General features: G+C 73.5%; 18 protein-coding genes. 9 read left to right on the forward strand and 9 right to left on the reverse strand.

All coding sequences use genetic code 11. The features are described from left to right. Nucleotides 1-180 precede the first annotated feature (180 nt). From HCJ92_RS03565 to HCJ92_RS03590, 6 genes are all read left to right on the forward strand, one after another. The gene (locus tag HCJ92_RS03565; RefSeq protein WP_420824667.1) at nt 181-1,815 is read left to right on the forward strand and encodes a molybdopterin-dependent oxidoreductase; all 1,635 of its coding nucleotides are present in this window, start codon (nt 181-183) and stop codon (nt 1,813-1,815) included. 88 nt (nt 1,816-1,903) lie between these two features. Then, the gene (locus HCJ92_RS03570; protein WP_167931910.1) at nt 1,904-2,590 is read left to right on the forward strand and encodes a fasciclin domain-containing protein; all 687 of its coding nucleotides are present in this window, start codon (nt 1,904-1,906) and stop codon (nt 2,588-2,590) included. Nucleotides 2,591-2,981: 391 nt separating this feature from the next. Next, the gene (locus HCJ92_RS03575) at nt 2,982-3,956 is read left to right on the forward strand and encodes a LysR family transcriptional regulator (protein WP_167931911.1); all 975 of its coding nucleotides are present in this window, start codon (nt 2,982-2,984) and stop codon (nt 3,954-3,956) included. A 116-nt stretch (nt 3,957-4,072) separates the two neighbouring features. Beyond that, entirely contained in the window at nt 4,073-5,239 is a 1,167-nt protein-coding gene (locus HCJ92_RS03580; RefSeq protein ID WP_167931912.1) for a S1 family peptidase, read from the forward strand. 501 nt (nt 5,240-5,740) lie between these two features. Beyond that, the gene (locus HCJ92_RS03585) at nt 5,741-6,889 is read left to right on the forward strand and encodes a S1 family peptidase (RefSeq protein WP_167931913.1); all 1,149 of its coding nucleotides are present in this window, start codon (nt 5,741-5,743) and stop codon (nt 6,887-6,889) included. Nucleotides 6,890-7,110: 221 nt separating this feature from the next. Further along, nucleotides 7,111-7,926: a class I SAM-dependent methyltransferase gene (locus HCJ92_RS03590; RefSeq protein ID WP_167931914.1), complete on the forward strand. Its 816-nt coding sequence runs from the start codon at nt 7,111-7,113 to the stop codon at nt 7,924-7,926. Between the two features lie 27 nt (nt 7,927-7,953). Here the strand turns inward: HCJ92_RS03590 and HCJ92_RS03595 are convergent, their stop codons facing one another. From HCJ92_RS03595 to HCJ92_RS03630, 8 genes are all read right to left on the reverse strand, one after another. Continuing rightward, complete coding sequence (locus HCJ92_RS03595) at nt 7,954-8,208, reverse strand: DUF1049 domain-containing protein (protein WP_167931915.1); 255 nt, start codon at nt 8,206-8,208, stop codon at nt 7,954-7,956. A gap of 331 nt (nt 8,209-8,539) precedes the next feature. Further along, entirely contained in the window at nt 8,540-8,968 is a 429-nt protein-coding gene (locus tag HCJ92_RS03600) for a CBS domain-containing protein (RefSeq protein ID WP_167931916.1), read from the reverse strand. Nucleotides 8,969-9,129: 161 nt separating this feature from the next. Continuing rightward, entirely contained in the window at nt 9,130-10,119 is a 990-nt protein-coding gene (locus HCJ92_RS03605) for a S66 peptidase family protein (RefSeq protein ID WP_167931917.1), read from the reverse strand. Beyond that, nucleotides 10,116-12,152, reverse strand: a complete 2,037-nt coding sequence (locus HCJ92_RS03610; RefSeq protein ID WP_167931918.1) for a prolyl oligopeptidase family serine peptidase — start codon at nt 12,150-12,152, stop codon at nt 10,116-10,118. Before HCJ92_RS03610 ends, HCJ92_RS03605 begins: the two co-directional genes overlap by 4 nt. A gap of 74 nt (nt 12,153-12,226) precedes the next feature. Further along, nucleotides 12,227-13,606 (reverse strand): M20/M25/M40 family metallo-hydrolase, encoded by a 1,380-nt coding sequence (locus tag HCJ92_RS03615; RefSeq protein WP_167931919.1) that lies wholly within the window; start codon nt 13,604-13,606, stop codon nt 12,227-12,229. A gap of 263 nt (nt 13,607-13,869) precedes the next feature. Continuing rightward, complete coding sequence (locus HCJ92_RS03620) at nt 13,870-14,703, reverse strand: M55 family metallopeptidase (protein ID WP_167931920.1); 834 nt, start codon at nt 14,701-14,703, stop codon at nt 13,870-13,872. Between the two features lie 10 nt (nt 14,704-14,713). Further along, complete coding sequence (locus HCJ92_RS03625) at nt 14,714-15,355, reverse strand: hypothetical protein (RefSeq protein WP_167931921.1); 642 nt, start codon at nt 15,353-15,355, stop codon at nt 14,714-14,716. Between the two features lie 397 nt (nt 15,356-15,752). After that, nucleotides 15,753-17,027 carry a carboxypeptidase regulatory-like domain-containing protein gene (locus tag HCJ92_RS03630; RefSeq protein WP_167931922.1) on the reverse strand — a complete coding sequence of 425 codons (1,275 nt, stop codon included), beginning with the start codon at nt 17,025-17,027 and terminating at the stop codon, nt 15,753-15,755. Between the two features lie 434 nt (nt 17,028-17,461). On the opposite strand from HCJ92_RS03630, the gene HCJ92_RS03635 reads away from it, so the two are divergent. The 3 genes from HCJ92_RS03635 to HCJ92_RS03645 all read left to right on the forward strand — a co-directional run bounded on the left by HCJ92_RS03635 (nt 17,462) and on the right by HCJ92_RS03645 (nt 20,072). Further along, complete coding sequence (locus tag HCJ92_RS03635; RefSeq protein WP_167931923.1) at nt 17,462-18,526, forward strand: Rv2578c family radical SAM protein; 1,065 nt, start codon at nt 17,462-17,464, stop codon at nt 18,524-18,526. 84 nt (nt 18,527-18,610) lie between these two features. Beyond that, nucleotides 18,611-19,441 carry an endonuclease/exonuclease/phosphatase family protein gene (locus tag HCJ92_RS03640; RefSeq protein ID WP_338054000.1) on the forward strand — a complete coding sequence of 277 codons (831 nt, stop codon included), beginning with the start codon at nt 18,611-18,613 and terminating at the stop codon, nt 19,439-19,441. 91 nt (nt 19,442-19,532) lie between these two features. Next, on the forward strand, nt 19,533-20,072 hold the full coding sequence (locus HCJ92_RS03645; RefSeq protein ID WP_167931924.1) for a GNAT family N-acetyltransferase: 540 nt from the start codon (nt 19,533-19,535) through the stop codon (nt 20,070-20,072). A 42-nt stretch (nt 20,073-20,114) separates the two neighbouring features. On the opposite strand, the gene HCJ92_RS03650 is transcribed toward HCJ92_RS03645, so the two are convergent. After that, complete coding sequence (locus HCJ92_RS03650) at nt 20,115-21,758, reverse strand: peptide chain release factor 3 (protein WP_338054001.1); 1,644 nt, start codon at nt 21,756-21,758, stop codon at nt 20,115-20,117. Between the last annotated feature and the right edge of the window lie 11 nt (nt 21,759-21,769).

Genomic DNA, 21,769 nt, shown 5'->3' on the forward strand with positions numbered 1-21,769 from the left:
TGCCTCCGACGCTCGCCGTCAGCCCCCGCGGGGGCCTGGTGTCACCACTGTCGAGAGGTATTCGGTGCTGTGGGCCGAATGGATGGGTCGTGGCGCCAAGATAATTCGATCGAGTGATGGACCCATCCGGAGCAGCCACCTCACCGAATACCGGTCGTGAGTGAGACCGAGGAGACAGACGTGGCGCCCGCCGCCGGCCGTGGCGCCGGGCGGTGGGAGCGACGCCTGTTCGCAGCGGGCAGCGGCGTCCTCGCCGCCGTGGCGGCGCTCGCCGTGGCGGAGTTGTGCGCCGCGCTCGTGCGACCGGAGGCGCGACCGGTCACCGCGGTCGGCGGGGCGATCATCGACCGCACGCCGATCGCCGTCAAGGACTGGGCGATCCGCACCTTCGGCACCGCGGACAAACTGGTGCTGCAGATCGGCATCCTGACGCTGCTCACCCTCTTCGCCGTGGCCGTCGGCCTGATCGCGCTGCGCAGCCTGCGGGCCGGCGCCGTGGGGGCCGCTCTCTTCGGAGTGTTCGGCGCGGTCACCGCCGCCGGACGTCCGGGAGGCAGCGCGCCCGACGCGGTGCCCTCGCTGGTCGGGGGTGTCGCCGCGGTGGCGGTGGTCGTGCTGCTCGTCCGGACGCTGCGGCCGGGACGCCGCTCCGCGACGGACGCGGCAGAGCCGACGGACACCGCCGAGGCGACGGAGGCCCCGGCCGCCGCCGGGGTGCTCTCCTCGCTGGACCGCCGTCGCTTCCTACGCGCGGCCTCGGTGGCGGCGGCAGCGTCCGCCGGCTCCGGGTTGCTGGGCAACCGGCTGCTGAGCAGCGGGGACGCGGAGGCGGAGGCGGCGCGTGACTCCCTGACGATTCCCCGGCCGGGCGATCCGGCACCGCCACTGCCGCCCGGCGCCGATCTGGAGATCGACGGCCTTGCGCCGTTCACCACCCCGAACAAGGACTTCTACCGGGTCGACACCGCACTGCGGGTGCCGCGCCTGGACGCCGCCGAGTGGCGCATGAGGATCTTCGGCCGGGGCGTGGACCGCGAACTGGAGCTGACCTACCGGGATCTGCTGGATCGTGAGCTGGTCGAGCGGGACATCACCCTGACCTGCGTCTCCAACCAGGTCGGTGGCCCCTACGTGGGCAACGCCCGCTGGATCGGTGTGCCGTTGGCGCCGCTGCTCCGCGAAGCGGGGGTACGCCCGCCCTCGGAGGGCGGTCCGGCGGACCAGTTGGTCGCCCGATCCGTCGAGGGGATGACCCTGGGCAGCCCGGTCGACACCGTCATGGACGGCCGGGACGCCATGCTCGCGGTCGGCATGAACGGGGAGCCGCTGCCTTTCCGCAACGGTTTTCCGGTCCGGATGGTTGTACCTGGTTTGTACGGGTATGTGTCGGCTTGCAAGTGGCTGTCCGAGATCGAGCTCACCACCTTCGACGACTTCGACGTCTACTGGGTGGAGCGTGACTGGGCGGCCCGCGGCCCCATCAAGACCATGTCGCGGATCGACACCCCCCGCGGGTTCGCGACGATCCCCGCCGGCACCGTTCCGGTCGCCGGGGTGGCGTGGGCGCAGCACACAGGCATCGACGGTGTCGAGGTCCGGGTGGACGGCGGCGAGTGGCGCGAGGCGCGTCTCGCCCCGGCGCCCAGTGAGGACACCTGGCGCCAGTGGGTCTGGGACTGGGAGGCCGAGCCCGGCTCCCACCGGCTGGAGGTCCGCGCCACGGACAGCTCCGGCGAGACCCAGACCGAGGAACGTGTCGGCACGGTGCCCGACGGCGCCACCGGCTGGCACTCGGTGGTGGTCACCGTGGACTGACCGCCCACCACCACCGCCGTCACAACAGACCTGAACACCTTCCCCGCAGGGCCCACGACCGTGTGCCCGACCTTCAAGGAGAGATCACATGAACACCCGTATCCGCCGCACCGCCGTCGCCGTCGCCACCGCCGCCATCCTGCCGTTCTCGCTGGCCGCCTGCTCCTCCGACAGCGACGACGACAACGGTTCGGACGCCGCGGAGACCGGCCAGGACAACGGTGGCGGCACCGACCAGGACGACACCGACGGCATGGACGACATGGACGACATGGACGGTGACGACGCGGGCGAGACCGACGCCGTCGCCGCGCCGTTCGGCCCTGCCTGTTCCGGCGTGCCGACCGACGGCCCGGGCAGCTTCGAGGGCATGGCCCAGGACCCGGTCGCCACCGCCGCGTCCAACAACCCGGACCTCTCCACCCTGGTCGCCGCCGTGACCGCAGCCGGCCTGGTCGACACCCTGAACGACGCCCCCGAGCTGACCGTCTTCGCCCCGGCCGACGCCGCGTTCGCCGAGATCCCGGAGGAGGACCTCAACGGGCTGCTGGAGGACCAGGACGCCCTCACCGACGTCCTGACCTACCACGTCGTGGGCGAGCGCCTGGCGCCGGAGGACCTGGATGGCGAGCACACCACCCTCCAGGGCGACACCGTCACCGTCGCGGGCTCGGACGAGGACTTCACGGTCAACGACGACGCGACCGTCGTCTGCGGCAACGTCCAGACCGCCAACGCCACCGTCTACATCATCGACGGCGTGCTGATGCCCTGAACCACCCCCGGACGGGGGCTCACGGCGTCCTGACGCACCGAGCCCCCGGGTGACCGGGCCCGCCCTCGTGCGGGTTCCGGAAGCCACCACGGACACGGACCGGTTCCCGCTCACCAACCTCCGGGCGGGAGCCGGTCCGGCCGTGTGTCGCGCGAACCCGCACCCTTCCGTGCCCGTCGGGAACGGGCACGGAAGGCGGGGCGCGCTCGGTCGCACCGCGCGCCCGAGCGGCCACAACCCCCCAGTGAACTGCACTTTCACCACACATGGCGTGCACACGCCACGAACAGTGGTGACACCGGCCGGACTTGGCACCCCCTCGGTGATCCACCGCGCCAGCACGCACCGGTCGACGCTTGTCACTCGCGATACTGGGCCGTAGCTTCCGGTTATGGACCTGGAGCTACGCCACCTCAAGATCATCCGCGCGATAGACGAGGCCGGCAGCCTCACCCGGGCGGCCACTTCTCTCGGGTTGGCGCAGTCGGCACTCAGTGCCCAACTCAAACGCATCGAACGGGCGCTCGGCGGTGCCCTCTTCGAGCGGGGCAGGCACGGGGCGCAACCGACCCCCCTCGGCGAGCTGGTCCTAGACCGGGCCCGGGTCCTGCTCCCGGCGATGCGGGAGCTCCAGGAGGAGGCCGTACGGTTCGCCAACACCCTGGAGGACCTGCCGCGGTTCCGACTCGCCGGGACCCCGGGGCCGATGCTCGGCGGACTGGTGGACCAACTCTCCCTGCTCCACCCGCAGGCGGCGATATCCACCCTGACCAGCTGGTCCATCGAGGAGTTGAGCGAACTGGTCGTCTCCGGGCGGCTGGACTTCGCACTCGCCGGGGCCTGCGGCGAGGCGACTCCCCCGGCGCCGGACCAGCTGACGTGGCACACGGTGGGCCGGGACCCGATCTTCGTGATGCTCTCCGAGCAGCACCCGCTCGCCGACCGGCACGAGTTGGACCTCGCCGACCTGTCGGGCGAACAGTGGGTGGACGCCCCCGGCGACGGCTGCTTCGGGGACTGCTTCTCCACCGCCTGCGCACGCGCGGGCTTCACACCGACCTCGGTGTACGAGCTGGACACCACGGCCTGTGTCCATCTGGTGCAGGCGGGGCGGGCGGTGGCGCCGTGCAAGGCGACCTTCCCGCCCACCCCCGGGGTCGTGACCCTCCCCCTGATCGGCAACCCGCTCTCCTGGCACCATCTGCTCGCCTGGCACCCCGCCTCCGCCGCGGCCGGCGCCGCGCCCGCGGTCCTCATCCGCGCACGTCAGGCCCACCGGGAAGCCGCGCGTCGCAACCCGCGGTACACGCAGTGGCTGGCAGCGAACGCGCACTTCGGCACGACCCCGGACCACCCCAACCCGTAAACGGGCGTGGCGCGTTCGCGCAATCCATCGCATGGCAAGAGGTATCGGTTGACAGGTACACACCCGATCACGCGCCGTCTACATTCTGGTCACCCTCACAACACAAGGAGAACAGAATGCGCCTCAAGGGACGTACTGTTGCCATCGGTTCAGCGCTGGCGGCCTCCGCCCTCGCACTGAGCCTGGTGCCGGCCAACGCCTCCTCGGAGCTTCCCTCCGCCGAGACCGCCAAGGCGGACGCCCTCGTCGAGCAGCTGCCGGCCGGCATGGTCGACGCCATGGAGCGCGACCTGGGCGTACCCGCCGCCGAGGTCGGCACCCAGCTGATAGCCGAGCACGAGGCCGCCGTCCTGGAGGAGTCCCTCAGCGAGGAACTCTCCGGCTACGCGGGCTCCTGGCTCGTGGAAGGCACCACCGAGCACGTGGTCGCCACGACCGACCGGGCCGAGGCCGCCGAGATCACCGCGGCGGGCGCCACCGCCACGGTGGTCGAGCACAGCCTCGCCGACCTCGAGGCCGTCAAGGACATCCTCGACGAGGCCGCCACCACCAACCCGGACTCCGCCGCCCCGGTCTGGTACGTGGACGTCACCACCAACGAGGTCGTGGTCCTCGCCTCCGACGTTCCCGCCGCCGAGGCGTTCGTCGAGGCCAGCGGCGCCGACGCCTCCACCGTGCGCGTCGAGCGCTCCGACGAGTCCCCCCAGCCCTTCTACGACCTGGTCGGCGGCGACGCCTACTACATCGGCGGCGGACGCTGCTCGATCGGCTTCTCGGTCCGCCAGGGCTCCACCCCCGGCTTCGTCACCGCCGGCCACTGCGGCAGCGTGGGCAACGCCACCACCGGCTTCAACCGCGTCAGCCAGGGCACCTTCCGCGGCTCCTGGTTCCCCGGCCGCGACATGGCCTGGGTCGCGGTGAACAGCAACTGGACGCCCACCTCCCTCGTCCGCAACTCCGGCTCGGGCGTGCGCGTCACCGGCTCGACCCAGGCGACCGTCGGCTCCTCCATCTGCCGCTCCGGCTCCACCACCGGCTGGCGCTGCGGCACCATCCAGCAGCACAACACCTCCGTCACCTACCCCCAGGGCACCATCACCGGCGTGACCCGCACCTCCGCGTGCGCCCAGCCCGGTGACTCCGGCGGCTCCTTCATCTCCGGCACCCAGGCCCAGGGCGTGACCTCCGGCGGCTCGGGCAACTGCTCGATCGGCGGCACCACCTTCCACCAGCCGGTCAACCCGATCCTGTCCCAGTACGGCCTCACCCTCGTCCGAAGCTGATCCGAGGGCGGCACCCCGCCCACCACGCCCCCTCACAGACGGCCCGTCCCGCGCATCGCGCGGGGCGGGCCGTCCGCGTTCGACCGGCGCCTCGACCACGCTCGCCACGGATCCGGCCACCGGGGAGCGCGAACCAGCTCCGCGCGCGAGGGATGAGCGACCAGAGCACGAAGGGGCGCATCGAGCGGATGTGTGCGCCACGCCACATCCGCGCACCGCCCCGACCACCGAGAACAGGTAACAGAACGACAACGGCGGCGCAGCGCAGTCACGTTGTGCATGCAACGTGCAACTCGTGAAACTACCCTCACAACCGCGCAAGGACCCTGCGGCCACCGTTGATGCAGTGTCAACACACCGCGCTGACCTGCTGCTTCACGGGTCGCCTGGCACGTTCGGGCAATCCATCGCATCACAAGAGGTATTCCTTGGCAGGTACACACCCCATCACCCGGCGGCTACGTTCTGCTTACCCCCACAAGCAAGTGCAAGGAGAACTGCATGCGTCACACAGGCCGTAACGCCATCGGCGCCGCGATAGCCGCCTCCGCGCTCGCATTCGCGCTGGTCCCCAGCCAGGCCTCCGCGAACGACACCCTGTCCGAGCGGGCCGAGGCAGCAGTCGCCGACCTTCCCGCCGGTGTGCTTGACGCCATGGAGCGTGACCTGGGTCTGAGTGAGCAGGAGGCGGGCCTCCAGCTGGTGGCGGAGCATGACGCCTCGCTGCTCACCGAATCCCTCTCCGCCGACCTCGACGCCTTCGCCGGTTCCTGGCTCGCGGAGGGAACGGAGCTGGTGGTCGCCACCACCAGCACGACCGAGGCCGCCGAGATCACCGAGGCCGGCGCCACGGCCGAGGTCGTCGACCACACGCTGGCCGAGCTAGACAGCGTCAAGGACGCACTCGACAAGGCCGCCGAGTCCCACGACACCACCGACGCGCCGGTCTGGTACGTCGACGTCACGACCAACGGCGTCGTCCTCCTGACCTCCGACGTCGCCGAGGCCGAGAGCTTCGTCGAGGCAGCCGGGGTGAACTCCGCCGCGGTCGACATCCAGACCTCCGACGAGCAGCCCCAGGCGTTCTACGACCTGGTCGGCGGCGACGCCTACTACATGGGCGGCGGACGCTGCTCGGTCGGCTTCTCCGTGACCCAGGGCTCGACCCCGGGCTTCGCGACGGCCGGCCACTGCGGCACCGTCGGCACCAGCACCACGGGCTACAACCAGGCGGCGCAGGGCACCTTCGAGGAGTCCTCGTTCCCCGGTGACGACATGGCCTGGGTGTCGGTCAACAGCGACTGGAACACCACCCCGACCGTGAACGAAGGCGAGGTGACGGTCTCCGGCTCCACCGAGGGTGCCGTCGGCGCCTCCATCTGCCGCTCCGGTTCCACGACCGGCTGGCACTGCGGCACGATCCAGCAGCACAACACCTCGGTGACCTACCCGGAGGGCACCATCACCGGTGTCACCCGTACCTCGGTCTGCGCCGAGCCCGGTGACTCCGGCGGCTCCTACATCTCGGGCAGCCAGGCCCAGGGTGTGACCTCCGGTGGCTCCGGCAACTGCACCTCCGGCGGCACCACCTACCACCAGCCCATCAACCCGCTGCTCTCGGCCTACGGCCTTGACCTGGTGACCGGCTGACGGTGAGAACCACCCCCGCGTGACGCGCACCCCCACTCCCCCACACCGCGCGTGACGCCCCCGGAGGGCCCGCACGATCCCCGGATCGTGCGGGCCCTCCCGCATGCCCGGCCGCCCGCCCTACGGCACGGGGCGGGCGCGGGCAGCTCTCGGATGGCGGACCCCCGTTGCCCCGCGGGCGGCGACCGGCGCACGCTTGGCGCACGCCGAGAGGAGACCCCATGTCCGACACCGTCTACACCCACGGCCACCAGGAGCCGGTACTCCGCTCGCACCGGCGCCGCACGGCGGAGGACTCCGCGGGCTACCTGCTGCCGCGGCTGCGCCCCGGACTCTCGCTGCTCGACGTGGGGTGCGGGCCCGGCACCATCACCGCCGGGCTGGCCCGCGCGGTCGCTCCCGGCCCGGTCACCGCCCTGGACAGCGCCCCCGGTGTCCTGGACGACGCACGCGCGGCCTGTGCGGCGGCCGGCGCGAACTCGGTCGACTTCACCGTCGGCGACGTGACCTCCCTCGACCTTCCGGACGGCGGTGACGACGACGGCTTCGACGTGGTCCACGCCCACCAGGTGCTCCAGCACCTCGGCGACCCGGTGGCGGCGCTCCGCGAGATGCGCCGGGTCTGCCGCCCCGGCGGGACGGTCGCGGCACGCGACGCCGACTACTCAGCGATGACGTGGTGGCCGCGCCCGCCGGGACTGGACACGTGGCTCCGTGTCTACCGCAACGTGGCGCGCGGCAACGGCGCCGAGCCGGACGCCGGGCGCAGGGTGCTCTCCTGGGCCCGGGCCGCGGGGTTCTGCGATGTCGTCCCCTCCGCCTCCACCTGGTGCTTCGCCACCCCGCCGGAGCGGGAGTGGTGGGGCGGGCTCTGGGCGGAGCGGGCCCTCTCCCCCGACTACGCCCGGATGGCGGTCGAGGGCGGCCACGCCGAGGCCGCCGAACTCAACGAGGCGGCGGAGGGCTGGCGCACGTTGGCCCGCGCCGAGGACGGGTGGTTCGCGGTGCTGCACGGCGAGGTGCTCTGCCGCCGCTGAGAACAGCCGGGCGACCCGCCGCCGCGGTCACCGTGCCCGGCGTCCGCGGTGCGGGCGGCGGCGCCCGAGGTAGAAGCCGCCGGCGACCCCCAGCACGAGGGCGGCGAGGAGCGCGGCCCACAACGGCATGGTCACTTCCGGAACCAGCACCCGGATACGGGTCTGCCGGGTGTTCTCGAAGACGAAGACGAGGGTCAGAACGGCTGCGATCGCGAAGACGACACGGCCGGGGGTGAGGAACTCCCGCAGCCGCCCGCCGCGTCCACCGGGCTCGGCATCCATGGATCCAGCATGGCCCCGCCGCCCGGCGGGCGCACGCGCAGCCGTGAGGCGGCACGGTACCGGGAGACCCGCGGCGACGGGCACGGGCCGGAACGCGCACGGCGGTGGGGGCGATTTCTCGCCCCCACCGCCGTGCGCCGGTCGCTGCCCGACGCTGCGTCCGGGCGTTGCCGGACCGCTGCCGGGCCGAGCCCGTCACGGCATCTCACCGCGTCGAACATCGGGCGGGTACGACGAGTAAGAACTGCGATGCTCCGCCGTGCGAGCGATCCACCGCACTCGGCGGCCACCCACCGATCAGCCGCGTCAACAACGCTCCAGGTCAATACAGCTAGCGGGTGACGCCCGCGTAGACGCGCTCGACGAACCCGGCGATCTGCTCCTCGCTGAGGTGGCGGGCGAGGTCGGCCTCGCTGATCATCCCGACCAGCCGCTTGTCGCCGTCCACCACCGGCAGCCGCCGGATGCGATGCCCCTCCATCTCCTCCAGGACGTCGGAGACGTCGGCGTCGGTGGGTATCCAGCGAGGTGTGCCCTCGCACAGCTCGCCGGCGGTGACCCGTGCCGGGTCGTGCCCGGCCGCGACGCACTTCAGCACGATGTCGCGGTCGGTGAGGATGCCGCACATCCTGTCGTCGGTGTCGCTGACCGGGAGCGCCCCGACGTCCATCTCACGCATCAGCTGCGCCGCGCGGTCCAAGGTCTCGGTGGCGGGCAGCCACTGGGCGCCCGGGTGCATGATGTCGGCGGCGGTGGTCATCACTGGCCTCCTACGAGGGTCTTCCTGGCCGGGGACGGGCGAGCGGGTGCGGGCGCGTCCACACGGAGCACGCGTCGGTGCGTACTCCTTCCAGGGGAACGCGCCCCGCCCTTCCCCGCCACCGCACGCGGCGGGAGGCAGGGAGGCAGGCGGCGGCCCCGCTATTCGAGCACCGGAGAGGTGTACCGGAGCGTCGCGGCGTCCGCGTCGAGCACGGCGGAACGGCCGAGGCCCAGGGTCAGCGGGTCGGGGCAGTGGCCGAACCCCATCTCCTCCACCATCGGCACGCCGAGGGGGCCGAGGCGGTCCAGCAGCACCGTGCGGATCCGCTCGTACGGCTCACTGTCCTGCCACGAACCCAGGACGATCCCGGCGACGCCGTCCAGCCACCCGGCGTTGAGCAGCTGGCTCAGGCACCGGTCGAGCCGGTACGCGCGCTCACCGACGTCCTCCAGCAGCAGAATGCCCCCGGCCGCCGAGTGCCGGGAGGTCGGGCTGCCGAGGTTGTCGGCGAGGAGGCTCGCGCAGCCGCCGAGGGTGACGCCCTGCGCGCGGCCCGGCACCAGCGTCGCCGCACCGGGGCCGCTCACCGTGGTCACGGACTCGGGCTCGAAGAGGGTCCGCCGCAGGTGCTCCTGGGCTGCCCGGTCACGCGCGAACCCCTCGGTGGCGGGCATGGGCCCGTGGAGCGTCGACAGGTGCAGTCGGGAGGCGAACGCCTCGTGGAGCACGGTGATATCGCTGTACCCCAGCAGGATCTTCGGTCCGGCGGCCCGCATCGCGGACCAGTCGAGGAGGCCGGTGACCCGGTGCGCGCCGTACCCGCCGCGCGCGCAGACGACCGCGGCGACGTCCGGGTCGCACCAGGCCGCCTGCAGATCGCCCGCACGGTCCTCGTCCCGCCCGGCGAGGTAGTCGAGTTCGGGGTGGACGTCGAGGACGTGGTCGCCCACCACGACCTCCAGTCCCCAGTCGCGCAGCACCGCGAGGCCCGCTTCGAGCATCTCCCGCTCCACGGGCGAACTGGTCGCCACGACCGCGACCTTGTCGCCCGGTCGCAGCCGGGAGGGGCGGGTGAGGGTCGGTACGGGCGCGACCGAGGCGTGCGAGGTCCCGTGGGCCGCGCCGGGGGTGGGGAAGTGGCGGTTCATCGCGTCTCCGTCTCCAGTGTCTCGCTCCGGTCGGCCTCGATGCCGAAGGTCTCCCGGTAGAGCGCCAGTTCCGCCTCCACGGCCCGGGCAATGGTCGCGGCACGGCGGAAGCCGTGCCCTTCTCCGGGGAAGGGCAGGTAGCGGTGCGGCACCGTGCTCCCGGCGAGCGCGGCAAGCAGCCGCTCGCTCTGGGCCGGCGGGCAGATCGGATCGTCCAACCCCTGGAGCAGCAGGAAGGGCGCGGTGATCCGCCCGGCGTGGTGCAGCGGCGAGCGCTCGCGGTACAGCTCCTCGTCGAACGGCCCGATCAGCGAGTCGAGGTACCGGGACTCGAAGTCGTGGGTGCCGCTCGCCGCCCAGCCGACCGGGTCGAGGACGGGGTAGCTGATCGCGCCGCAGGCGTACACGCCTCCCGTCCGTTCGGGGTCGGCCAAGGATGCCGCCGCGGTCCAGCCGCCCGCGCTGCCGCCGCGCACCGCCAGGCGGTCCGGGTCGGCCGTCCCCTCGGCTGCGAGCGCGGCGGCGACGGCGGCGCAGTCCTCGACGTCGACCTGGCCCCAGCGTCCCCGCAGCCGGTTCCGGTAGGCGCGACCGTAGCCGGTGGAGCCGCCGTAGTCGACGTCGGCGACGCCGATGCCGCGGGAGGTGAAGTAGGCGATCTCCAGGTCGAGGACCATCGGCGCCCGGCCGGTGGGGCCGCCATGGGCGCGGATCACGTACGGGGGGAGCTCGCCGGGCTCGGGCCGGTGGTCCGGCGAGGTGGGCGGGTACACGTGCGCGTGGACCTCGCGGCCGTCCGGGCCGGTGAACGTCCGGGACTCGGGGACCGGCAGGTGGTCGGCGGGAACGGCGTCGCGGTGGTGGGCGGCGACGACCCGGCTGTATCCGGTCGCGGTGTCGAGTTCCACCAGTTCGTACCCGCGCAGCGGCGAGGCGGCGATCCCGGTGACCCGGGTCCCCCGCACGGCCAGTGCGGGCGCCCATTCCGTCCTCGGGCCCGGAGCGTCGGTCAGGACGCCCCGGTCCGGGTCGAGCAGTCCCAACCGCTTGCCGCCGCGGCCGTGCACCACGGCCACCAGGCCGTCCGCCAGCGGCGCGAACCAGCGCATGCCGATCTTCCACAGCGCGTCGGCGAACTCCTCCTCGGCTGTGTGGAGCGCCTCTGCCGGGCCGACCGCCGGCGGCCCCGCGTCCCGGGAGTCGGTGAGGGCGGTCCGGTACAGGTTCCACCAGCCCGTGCGGTCCGAGGAGTACAGCACCTCGCCCCTGGCGCCCCACTCGACCTGGGCGATGGACTCCGTCGGCCCGCCGGCGATCACCACCGGGGGCCCGACCTCCCCGTTCCCGGCGAGCCCGGCGAGCCGCAGCTCCGTGCCGTCCCAGGGCATCCGGGGGTGGTCCCAGGTGATCCACGCCAGATGGCGACCGTCCGGGGACGGCCTCGGCCCGGTGAGGAACCGGTGCGTGTCGTCGGTGAGTTCCCGCAGGACGGCACGGTCCTCGGCCGCCGCGCCGGAGAGCGGCACGGCGACCAGCAACCGGCGGAGGTCGGTGGGGCCCTCGCCGGTGAACTCCTCCATGACGCACCAGACCTCGCCGTGCTCCGGCATCAGCACGGCGTCGGCGAACCGCAGCCCGCCCCCGACCGCGGAGACCGGGGTCAACGGCCGCGGCACGGCGCCCTCGGGCGCGTCGGGCTCCAGCGAGTAGAGCCGCTGGTCGACGCAGTGGGTGAAGACGATCAGCGGCCCGCCCGTGGGGCGCGGGGTGCCGGCCCAGGGCAGCCCCCCGTACTCCATCACCCGGTTCCTGGCGTCCCACGGCGGCGGCAGGGCCACCTCCGGCGGGCCGCCGTCGCCGCGGAGTCGCATCAGCGCGCGGCGCCCGCCCTCACTCGGCCGTGCGCTGGTCCACCACAACTCCTCGCCCACGGCGCCGACATGGTCGGCGCGGCCGTCGTGGGCGGCCACCGTTCCGGCGTCGATGGGTGAGGACCATGTCCCGCAGGGGGCGGGGCGGGGCTCGTGCGTCATCTGGGAGTGTCTCCTTCTTCCGCGTCCGCCGCCGCGGCCGGATGGGCGGGTCCGACCGCGGACCCGCCCACCGGTCACAGGGCGCGCAACGCCCGGTCCAGTACCCGGGTACCGAAGTGCAGCGCCTCCACCGGTACCCGCTCGTCGACTCCGTGGAACATGGCGTTGTAGTCGAATCCCTCCGGGAGCTTCAACGGGGTGAAGCCGTACCCCGTGATGCCCAGGCGCGAGAACTGCTTGGCGTCCGTCCCGCCGGACATGCAGTAGGGCACCACGTGGGCGTCCGGGTCGAAGTGTTCGAGGGCGGAGCGCAGCACGCCGTAGGTGCGCGAGTCGACCGGCGCCTGAAGCGGGATCTCCCGGTGCTGGAACTCCCAGGCGACGTCCGGGCCGGTCAACCGGTCCATCTCGCGGGAGAACTCCTCCTCCGCGCCGGGGACCATGCGGCCGTCGATGTGGCCGGTCGCGCTGCCGGGAATGACGTTCACCTTGTACCCGGCGTCCAGCATGGTGGGGTTGGAGCTGTTCCGCACCACCGGTCGCACGAGGGTGGCCGCCCGGCCGAACGCGGTCAGCAGCTGCTCCACCTCCGCGGCGAGCGCCTCGGGGTCGGAGTCGTCGAGCACCGGTCGGTCGAGCCCGTACAGCGCCGCCATCTCGGTGAGCGCGGCGCGGACGGTGGGCGCCAGCCGGATCGGCCACCGGTGGTCGCCGATGCGGGTCACGGCGGCGGCGAGCCGGCTGACCGCGTTCTCCTCGTTGACCTTGGAGCCGTGGCCCGCCCGCCCGCCGGCGGTCAGCCGGAGCCAGGCGGTACCGCGCTCGCCGGCTGCCAGCGGATAGATCCGCCGACCGCCCCCCGCGTGGAAGGTATAGGCGCCCGACTCGCTGATGCCCTCGGTACAGCCCTCGAACAGCTCGGGGTGCTGGTCGGCGAGGAACCCGGAGCCGTACTGGGCGCTGTCCTCCTCGTCGGCGGTGAAGGCGAGGACGATGTCCCGGCGGGGGCGCACCCCGTGCCGTGCCCATGCCCGCACCACGGCGAGCACCATCGCGTCGGCGTTCTTCATGTCCACCGCGCCCCGGCCCCACACCACGCCGTCCCGGACCTCGCCGGAGAACGGGTGGACGCTCCACTCCTCGGCGTGCGCCGGGACCACGTCGAGGTGGCCGTGGACGAGCAGCGCGCCCGCGGAGGGGTCGGTGCCGGGCACCCGTGCCACCACGTTGGTGCGGTCGGGTGCCTTCTCCAGCAGGAGCGGCTCGATGCCCACCTCGGCGAGGCGTTCCGCCACGTACTCGGCCGCGGCGCGCTCCACGCCGTCGCCCTGCCCGTGGTTGGTGGTGTCGATGCGGATCAGTTCGGAGGTGAAGGCGACCGACTCGTCCAGGGCCTGCGCGTCGATGGCCGGTGAGCCGGGCGCGGCGTCGGTCGCGGTCGTGCCCTCGGTCATACCGGCCCCGGAACCGGCGTGCTACGGAAGATCTTCATGCCGGGCCACGTTACGCGGCGTGCGCCCCGTCGGGAAGCGTTGCGGCCGTCGGCACCGGTCGGACCAGTGACGACGCCCCGGCGTGGATGTCCGCTACGCCGCATCGGTGACATCGCGTCACCATTGGGCGGCTCCTCACGGCCGGCGCCGACCACCCGTGCGCCGGCCGGCACGAGCCCCGCGGTGGTCGGCGGACGGTCGCGCCGGGGCGCCGGGGCGCCTCCTCAGCCGTACCACTCCTCCACTGCCGCCGAGACCAGGGTCGTGACGGCCTTGAAGCAGCGGATGCCCTCGTACATGTCGGGAGCGGTGTAGGCGACGCGGCGCTCGCCGACCTGCTCCACGCCGGGGACGACGGCCGCCGCGCCGGCGAGGTGCTCGGCGTCGAACTCGACCTCGATTCGGCGCTCCCGCGGCCCGGCCGGGGCGTGGCGGACGGCGAGCGAGACGGACTCCGCGGCGGCGGCGCGGATGGCAGCGGCGGTTCGCGCCGGCGGTCGGCAGACGGCGGCGTAGCGGGAGACGTAGTCCTTCACCGCGACGGTCCGCGCCCGGGGCGCGTACCCCTGGGCGTCCTCGCAGGCGCGGTCGTCTCCGGTGACCAGGACGACGGGGGTGCCGTACTCCGCCACCACCAGCGAGTTCAGCAGGCCCTCGCTGGCGCGCACGCCGTCCACGAAGACCCCGGTGACGGAGTTGCCCAGGTAGGTGTGGGCGAGCACTCCTTCATCGCCGGCTCCGGTGTGGTAGCCGACGAACGCGATGCCGTCCGCGTCGCCGTGCTGGACGCCCTCGACCATGGAGAGGGCCTTGTGCCGCCCGGTCAGCATCTGCACCCGGTCGTCCATCTCCTCCAACAGGAGGTTGCGCATCGTCATGTGCGCCTCGTTGACCAGCACTTCGTCGGCACCGCCGTCGAAGAAACCGACGACGGCCGCGTTGACGTCGGAGGTGAAGAGCCGTCGGCAGCGCTCCCACTGCGGTGTGCCGGGGAGGCAGTCCGCGGGCCAGGTGACGCCGGTGGCCCCCTCCATGTCCGCGCTGATCAGGATCTTCATGGCGCGCAGGCTACGCCCTGGCCCCCGCCTGCGGGAAGGCGACACCGGGGGTGCGCGGCAGGACCGGCACCCGTTCGCCGGTGGCCGACTCCAGCATGGGGTGGCCGCCGCGCAGCAGCTGCGCGGTGATGTCGGCGGCCTCGACGCCGTCGAGGCCCCCGAGAGCGGCGGCGAGGGCGTCGGCACGCCCGGCCGGGTCCGGCAGTGCGGAGTGGGGCGCGAACCCGGCGGAGATCTGGACGCCGCCGGAGGCTTGGTGGAGCCGGGCGCCGTCGGTGGCCAGGACGAGAAGTCGCAGCAGGCCGGGGCCGGTGAGCGGCCAGGCCCACCAGAGGACGTCCTCGCTGCCGCGGCCGTCGCAGCCGCCCCAGAACCTGCCGGAGGTGGGGAGCTCCTCGCCGGGCGACACGGGCACGTCCGCGTAGGCCGAGCCGAGGGAGTCGCCGTCGCCGACCACGTCGATCACACCGGACACCGGGAGCAGGGCCGCCGCGGGTCGCCCGAGAGCCTCCTCGCGCCGCAGCCCGAAGAGCCGGTGCGCGCCGCCGGCCCAGGAGGTCACCGCGCCGAGCCCGTCGACCGTCACGACGGCGAGCGGAATGCGCCCGGGTTCGGCGGGGCCACGCTGGGGGATCAGGGGCTGGGGAACCACGGTTGCTCCTTCTCCTGCCGGTTCGCTCCACCGTACGCCTTCGGGTACCGGTGGCGAACCGGTACGAGAAGAACCGCGCCCGGCGCATTCGTGCGCCCCTGTCCGACACTTGGGCACGAACCGGTCACCCCTGGGGTGTTTCCGGGGCTTCGACGCGACCGGAGCGGGCCGGGCGACTCCGTCCGCGCTGATCGGAGCCATGTCGCACCGTAAGGAAGCGGGCGGGGACGGAAAACGGAACACCCGGCGCGGTCGGGAGCTTCCCTCCGTTCGGGGCAGCACAGCTGCCGCCCGGCACGGGCGCGGGGGCGCGCCGGGGACAACGGGCGCTGCGGACGCGCTGCCGTGCGCCGGTGGGCGGCCCGCACGGGCGCGTCGCCTGGGCGCCGGCGGCGGGTCACCCGGAGCCGGTGTCGTGACTCAGCCGCAGATCGCGCTCGCCCTGCTCGCCTCCGGCGAGCCGCAGGGCGGTGGCGGCGGGCGGGTAGCCGGCAGCCACCACGGTGTACTCCCCCGGCGCCAGGTCGGCGAAGACGAACCGGCCGTCGGTGCCGGTGAGCGTCGTGCCGGCGACCTCGCCGAGAGAGTCGGTGAGGGTGACACGCGCGTCGGGAACCGGCCTGCCGGCGTCGTTGTTGACCGCGCCGCGCAGCACCGCGCCGCCGGTGAGCTCGATGTCGTGGTCCGCCTGCTCGCCGCCCGCGACGGTGACGGGGACGGCTCCGGGCCGCCGGCCGGGAGCGCTCGCCGCGAGCGTGTGCTCGCCGGTGACGAGGCCGTCGAGCCGGTAGCCGCCGTGCGCGGCGGTCCTGGTGGTGGCGACGACGTCGCCACGTGCGTCGGTGAGGGTGACGACGGCGTCCGCGACGGCGTCGCCGTCCGGGGTGCGGACCCTGCCGCCGAGCCGTCCGGTCCCTCCCAGCAGCAGGTCGAGTTCGGGGGTGCGCTCGGCGAGGGTGAGGCCGACAGCACGGGGCTGGTGACCGGTGGCTGCGGCGATGAGCATGTACCCGCCGGGGCCGGGCCCGGTCAGGGTGAAGCGGCCGTCCTCACCCGAGTCCGCACGGCCGCACTGACGCCCGGCGGAGTCGACGAGTGTGAGCACGGCGTGGGGTACGGCGGCGCCACCGGCCGAGCGCACCGATCCCAGCAGCGCGACGCCGGTGGTGTAGGTGGCCTCGCCGTTGCGGGCCGGGGGCACGGGGGTCAGGTCGGACACCGGGGACTCCTTGAACAGGGCGGCGATGAGCAGTCCGAGCAGCGCGACGACCGCCGGCGGCAGGAGCGCCGGGAAGAGGGCGGCCGAGGCGTCGTGCCAGGTGGAGAGGGGTACCGGAACCAGTGGGGAGGGGGTCGGCGCGTCGGCGGTGAGAGCGAGGGAGGCCGCCGGCACCAGCGCGGCGAGGCGGGCGCACCGGCGCCGTGTCGGAGCGGAGCGGAGCGGGCGTTCCGGACGACGGCGGGGCGGGACGCGACCGTGGGTGCCGGGTCGGCCGGCTCCGTCGTGCGGGCGGTGCGCCGGTCGGACCCCGGACCGGGCGACGCCCCGCACCGGCACCGCCGCTGCGACCCGGCGGGCGGGCACCGGTCGCGCCGAGCCGTCGGCCCCGCCCCGCGGGGCGGGGACCAGCGGAGGCGCCACCACCAGCACGACGCGCGCACCATCCGCCACGGCAGGCGGATCCGCCGGATCCCCGGCGGATCGCGGCCCCGAGCCGGGCCGGCCGGTGTCGACGCTCATCTCCGCCGCCCTCTCGCCCTCGCGCCCCACCTGCGGGCGCCGATCCTCGTCGGCGCCTATTACTGGCAGCCGCGTCGGAGCGGGGCAAGCCACGCGACGCCCGCGTCGCGGCGCCCGGAACCGGCGGCGGTCGTGACCGCGCGCCCTCGGCGCTTGCCCCGCAACGGTTCCCGCTCCGACCGGGTCGGGGGCGCGGCCGGCGGACGGTGGGTGGAATCCACTCGAACGGCCGCCCACCCCGTTGCGCCGGTCGGATGAACAGGGCACCCCACCGGGCCCGTTGACCCACGGCGACGCACACCCGACCCGCCACCCTCGACGCAAACGAACACGTGTTCTATTCTCGTCGGGACGGAGGAGGACATATGCGCTGGAACAACCTGAGCGACGACGACCGGAACGCGGCCCCCGGCCTGTTCGGGACGGATGTGGTCACCCGCACCGTGGACACCCCGGAGTTCCGCGGCATCACGTTCCACGAGGTCCGGGCGCGCTCACTCGTCAACCGGGTCCCCGGAGCGTCGCGCATGCCGTTCGAGTGGACCGTCAACCCCTACCGCGGCTGCTCGCACGCCTGTGTCTACTGCTTCGCACGCCGCACGCACGCCTACCTCGACCTCGACACCGGTACCGGATTCGACAGCCAGATCGTCGTGAAGGTGAACGCCCCCGAGCTGCTGCGCAAGGAGCTCGCCACCGGCCGGTGGCACGGACAGCACATCGCGATGGGCACCAACGTCGACTGCTACCAGCGCGCGGAGGGCCGGTACCGCCTGATGCCGGGGATCATCGACGCCCTGACCGAGCACGGCAACCCGTTCTCGATTCTCACCAAGGGCACGCTGGTGCTCCGCGACGCCGAGGCCATCGCCCGGGCGGCGCACGCCGGGGACGTGGGGGTGTCGGTGTCGCTGGGATTCGTCGACGAGCGCCTCTGGCGCACCGTCGAGCCGGGTACCCCCTCGCCGATGCGGCGACTCGACGTCGTGCGGACGCTCACGGGCATGGGCGTGCCGGTCGGGGTGCTGATGGCACCGGTCGTCCCGTTCCTGGGGGACGCGCCGGACCAGCTGCGGGAGACCGTCAGGGCGATCGCCGCCGCGGGCGCCGTCTCCGTCACCCCCCTGGCGCTGCACCTGCGTCCCGGGGCCCGGGAGTGGTTCCTGCAATGGCTCGACGACCACCACCCCGAGCTGCTGCCCTCCTACCACGGGCTCTACGGCGACGGCGCCTACGCGCCGCGCTGGTACCAGCGACGCGTCACCGGACAGGTCCACGAGCTCGCGGCCGAGTACGGCATCGGCCCGCTTCCGCGTCCCGGCGCCCACCGGTCCCGGCGGTTCCGCGGCTCCCGGGAGACGCCGGACCGGAGCGCGGGCCAGGCCGCGGGGCAGAACGGACCGACCGCCATCCAGCTGACCCTGCTCTGACCTCCGTCGCACAGGTCGGGCGCGCCGTGCGCCGGACACCGACGGGTTCACGCCCGAGGCCGCGGCGAACGTACCATCGTGGCCGTGCGCATAGTGACGTGGAATCTGTGGTGGCGGTTCGGACCGTGGAAGGAGCGGCAGCAGGCGATCATCGCCACGCTGCGGGAACTGGACCCCGATGTCGTCGCCCTGCAGGAGGTCTGGTCGGCCGGCTCCGAGAACCTGGCCGCGGTGATCGCGGACCAGTTGGGCATGGAGTGCGTCTTCGGCCCCGCCGGGGTTCCGCCGTACTGGCAGGGGCACACCGATCCCTCCGTCGGGGTCGGCAACGCGATCCTCAGCCGCTGGCCCCTGACCCACTCCGGCGTCCGGGCGCTGCCGCACGGTGACGGCCTTCCGGAGGGCCGGGTCGCGGTCCACGCGCTCGTCGACGCCGGTACGGCCCGGTTCCCCGTGATCACCACCCACCTGCACGCGGCCCCCGCGGGCTCCGCGGTGCGCATGGCGCAGGTGGGCGAACTGGCCCGCCTGGTGGCGGAGATCAGGCCCGCCGGGGACTTCCCGACGGTGGTGACGGGTGACTTCAACTCCGAGTCGGACTCCGACGAGATGCGGCTGTTCGCCGGGGTCCGCACTGCCCCCGTCATCCCGGGTCAGGCGATGATCGACGTGTGGCGGCACGCCGCGGCGGACGCGCCGTCGGCCACCTGGAGCGGCGCCAATCCCTACGTCCGTCATCCGATGGATGTGGACGCCCGCATCGACTACATCCACCTCTCGATGCCGCCGCTGGGCACGCCCGGCCCCTTCGGAGTACGGGATGTCCGGGTCGCCGGTGACCGCCCGGTGGACGGGGTCTGGCCCTCGGACCACTTCGCGGTGGTCGCCGACCTCATCTCGCCGCTGGCCCCCTGACCCCGCGCCGACGAGGGGCCGGACCGCGGGCGTTCGGCACGCACTCCCGGGTGCCGGAGCGTGCCGTCCGCCGGCTGCCATGATGAGCGCCATGAGCTCACCAGCCCTGCGCACGGTGGCCACCGCGGAGCTGACTCCCGCCGACCTGGCGGCGGCCCACGCCCTGTTCGCATCGGCCTTCGGCCCCGACGCGGACGCCACCGACTGGGACCACTGCCTGGGCGGCGTCCACGTGATGCTCCACGACGCCGACGAGCTGATCGGGCACGCGGCCGTCGTGCCCCGCCGCTTGTTCCACCGGGGCCGGACGCTGCGCACCGGGTACCTGGAGGGCGTCGCGGTGGCGGCCCGCCACCGCGGCCGGGGCCACGGCGGGGAGCTGGTCGCGGAGGCCGAACGGCTGATCCGTGACGGGTACGAGCTCGGTGCGCTTTCCTCGACCACCGCGGCGCTGCCGTTCTACGCGAAGCGGGGGTGGCTGCGCTGGGAGGGGACCACTGCCGTCCTCACGCCGCACGGCGCGGAACGGACCCCGGACGACGACGACGGGGTGTTCGTCCTCCCGGTCGGCGTACGGCTGGAACCGCAGGGCCGACTCGTCTGCGACGCGCGGGCGGGCGACCCCTGGTGAGTCCGCGCCCGGCAGGCCGGGCGCGGACCCCGCCGGGACGCGTCAGTCCTGCTCGTGCGCGGCGATCAGCGGCTCCAGCGGCGAGTCGGGGAACTCCCGCTCGAAGGAGCCGACGTGCCAGCGGCTGGGGAACAGCGCCAGCGTCACCTTGTCCTTGACGCGCAGCATCGCCTCGCCGTGCACCAACCGGGACCGGTTGAGCGCCTCGCCGCCGGCGGGGTCGGTGGCGCGGGCGAGGTGGTAGGGCAGCGTCTCCAACCGCACGGGGGAGGAGAACTCGTGCTCCATCCGGTGGCGCACCACGTCGAACTGCATCGGACCGACGGCCGCCAGCACCGGCGCCTGCTCGCCCCGGATGTCGGAGACGAGCACCTGCACCACGCCCTCCTCGTCGAGCTGGGCGATGCCGCGGCGGAACTGCTTGGACTTCGCGATGTCGGTGGGCCGGACGATGGCGAAGTGCTCGGGTGCGAACGTCGGCATCGGCGGGAACTCCACCCGCTTCCCGGTGTGGAGGGTGTCCCCCACCCGGAGCTGTGCCGCGTTGACCAGCCCCACCACGTCGCCCGGGTACGCCAGCTCCACCGATGTCCGGTCCTGACCGAAGACGCTGTGCGCGTACTTGGTGGCGAACGGGCGCCCCGAGGCCGCGCGGGTGACCGTCATGCCCCGCTCGAAGACGCCGGAGCAGACCCGCAGGAAGGCGATGCGGTCGCGGTGGGAGGGGTCCATGTTGGCCTGCATCTTGAAAACCAGCCCGGAGAACTCCGCGTCCACCGGCCGCTCGCCGCCGTCCGCCAGCCGTCGGGAGGCCGGCGGGGGCGCCAGGTCCACCACGGCGTCCAGCAGCACCCGCACCCCGATGTTGGAGAGCGCCGCGCCGAAGAAGACGGGGGTGGAGCGCCCCGCGAGGAAGTCCTCGGGGTCGTGGCCGCCGCCGGTCTCGGTCAGCAGTTCCAGCTCTTCCACGGCCCGGTCGTAGTCGTCGCCGAAGACCTCGCGGGCGGCCCCGACGTCCAACCGCTCCTCCGCGGCGGCCTTCTCCCCGCCCGGCGCGCGGGTGTAGCGCAACGCGGCGTCCGGCTCCCGGGCGTCCAACGTGCCGCGCATCTCACCGGCGATGCCGATCGGCCAGGTCACCGGGGTCGGCCGCAACCGGAACTCGCGCTCGATCTCGTCCATCAGCTCCAGCGCCTCGCGCCCGGGCCGGTCCCACTTGTTGACGAAGGTGATGACCGGGACGCCCCGGTGGCGGCAGACGTCGAACAGCTTGCGGGTCTGCTCCTCCAGGCCCTTCGCCGCGTCGATCAGCATGACCGCGCAGTCGACCGCCGCCAGCACGCGGTAGGTGTCCTCGGAGAAGTCGGCGTGCCCGGGGGTGTCCAGCAGGTTGAGGACGTTCTCCCGGTAGTCGAACTGGAGGACCGCGGAGGTCACCGAGATGCCCCGGGCCTGCTCCATCGCCATCCAGTCGGAGGTCACGCCCCGCCGATCGCCCTTGCCGTGGACCGCTCCCGCCGAGGTGATCGCCCGCGCGTGGAGCGCCAGCGCCTCCGTCAGCGTCGACTTGCCCGCGTCCGGGTGCGAGATCACCGCGAACGTCCGCCGCCTCGCGGCCTCCTGTGCCGCAGTTGTCCGAGAACTCACCACTCCGCCGTATCCGCCCCGCGCAGGGCATCGGGCCACGCGACCGGCCC

It is taken from the genome of Streptomyces spiramenti, from assembly GCF_012034385.1.
GTDB classification, from domain to species: domain Bacteria; phylum Actinomycetota; class Actinomycetes; order Streptomycetales; family Streptomycetaceae; genus Streptomyces; species Streptomyces spiramenti.

Excerpts from the sequence above, each read along its gene's own strand:
- HCJ92_RS03570 (WP_167931910.1), top strand. The coding sequence starts at position 1,904 with ATGAACACCCGTATCCGCCGCACCGCCGTCGCCGTCGCCACCGCCGCC.
- HCJ92_RS03575 (WP_167931911.1), top strand. The coding sequence starts at position 2,982 with ATGGACCTGGAGCTACGCCACCTCAAGATCATCCGCGCGATAGACGAG.
- HCJ92_RS03580 (WP_167931912.1), top strand. The coding sequence starts at position 4,073 with ATGCGCCTCAAGGGACGTACTGTTGCCATCGGTTCAGCGCTGGCGGCC.
- HCJ92_RS03585 (WP_167931913.1), top strand. The coding sequence starts at position 5,741 with ATGCGTCACACAGGCCGTAACGCCATCGGCGCCGCGATAGCCGCCTCC.
- HCJ92_RS03590 (WP_167931914.1), top strand. The coding sequence starts at position 7,111 with ATGTCCGACACCGTCTACACCCACGGCCACCAGGAGCCGGTACTCCGC.
- HCJ92_RS03595 (WP_167931915.1), bottom strand. The coding sequence starts at position 8,208 with ATGGATGCCGAGCCCGGTGGACGCGGCGGGCGGCTGCGGGAGTTCCTC.
- HCJ92_RS03600 (WP_167931916.1), bottom strand. The coding sequence starts at position 8,968 with ATGACCACCGCCGCCGACATCATGCACCCGGGCGCCCAGTGGCTGCCC.
- HCJ92_RS03605 (WP_167931917.1), bottom strand. The coding sequence starts at position 10,119 with ATGAACCGCCACTTCCCCACCCCCGGCGCGGCCCACGGGACCTCGCAC.
- HCJ92_RS03610 (WP_167931918.1), bottom strand. The coding sequence starts at position 12,152 with ATGACGCACGAGCCCCGCCCCGCCCCCTGCGGGACATGGTCCTCACCC.
- HCJ92_RS03615 (WP_167931919.1), bottom strand. The coding sequence starts at position 13,606 with ATGACCGAGGGCACGACCGCGACCGACGCCGCGCCCGGCTCACCGGCC.
- HCJ92_RS03620 (WP_167931920.1), bottom strand. The coding sequence starts at position 14,703 with ATGAAGATCCTGATCAGCGCGGACATGGAGGGGGCCACCGGCGTCACC.
- HCJ92_RS03635 (WP_167931923.1), top strand. The coding sequence starts at position 17,462 with ATGCGCTGGAACAACCTGAGCGACGACGACCGGAACGCGGCCCCCGGC.
- HCJ92_RS03645 (WP_167931924.1), top strand. The coding sequence starts at position 19,533 with ATGAGCTCACCAGCCCTGCGCACGGTGGCCACCGCGGAGCTGACTCCC.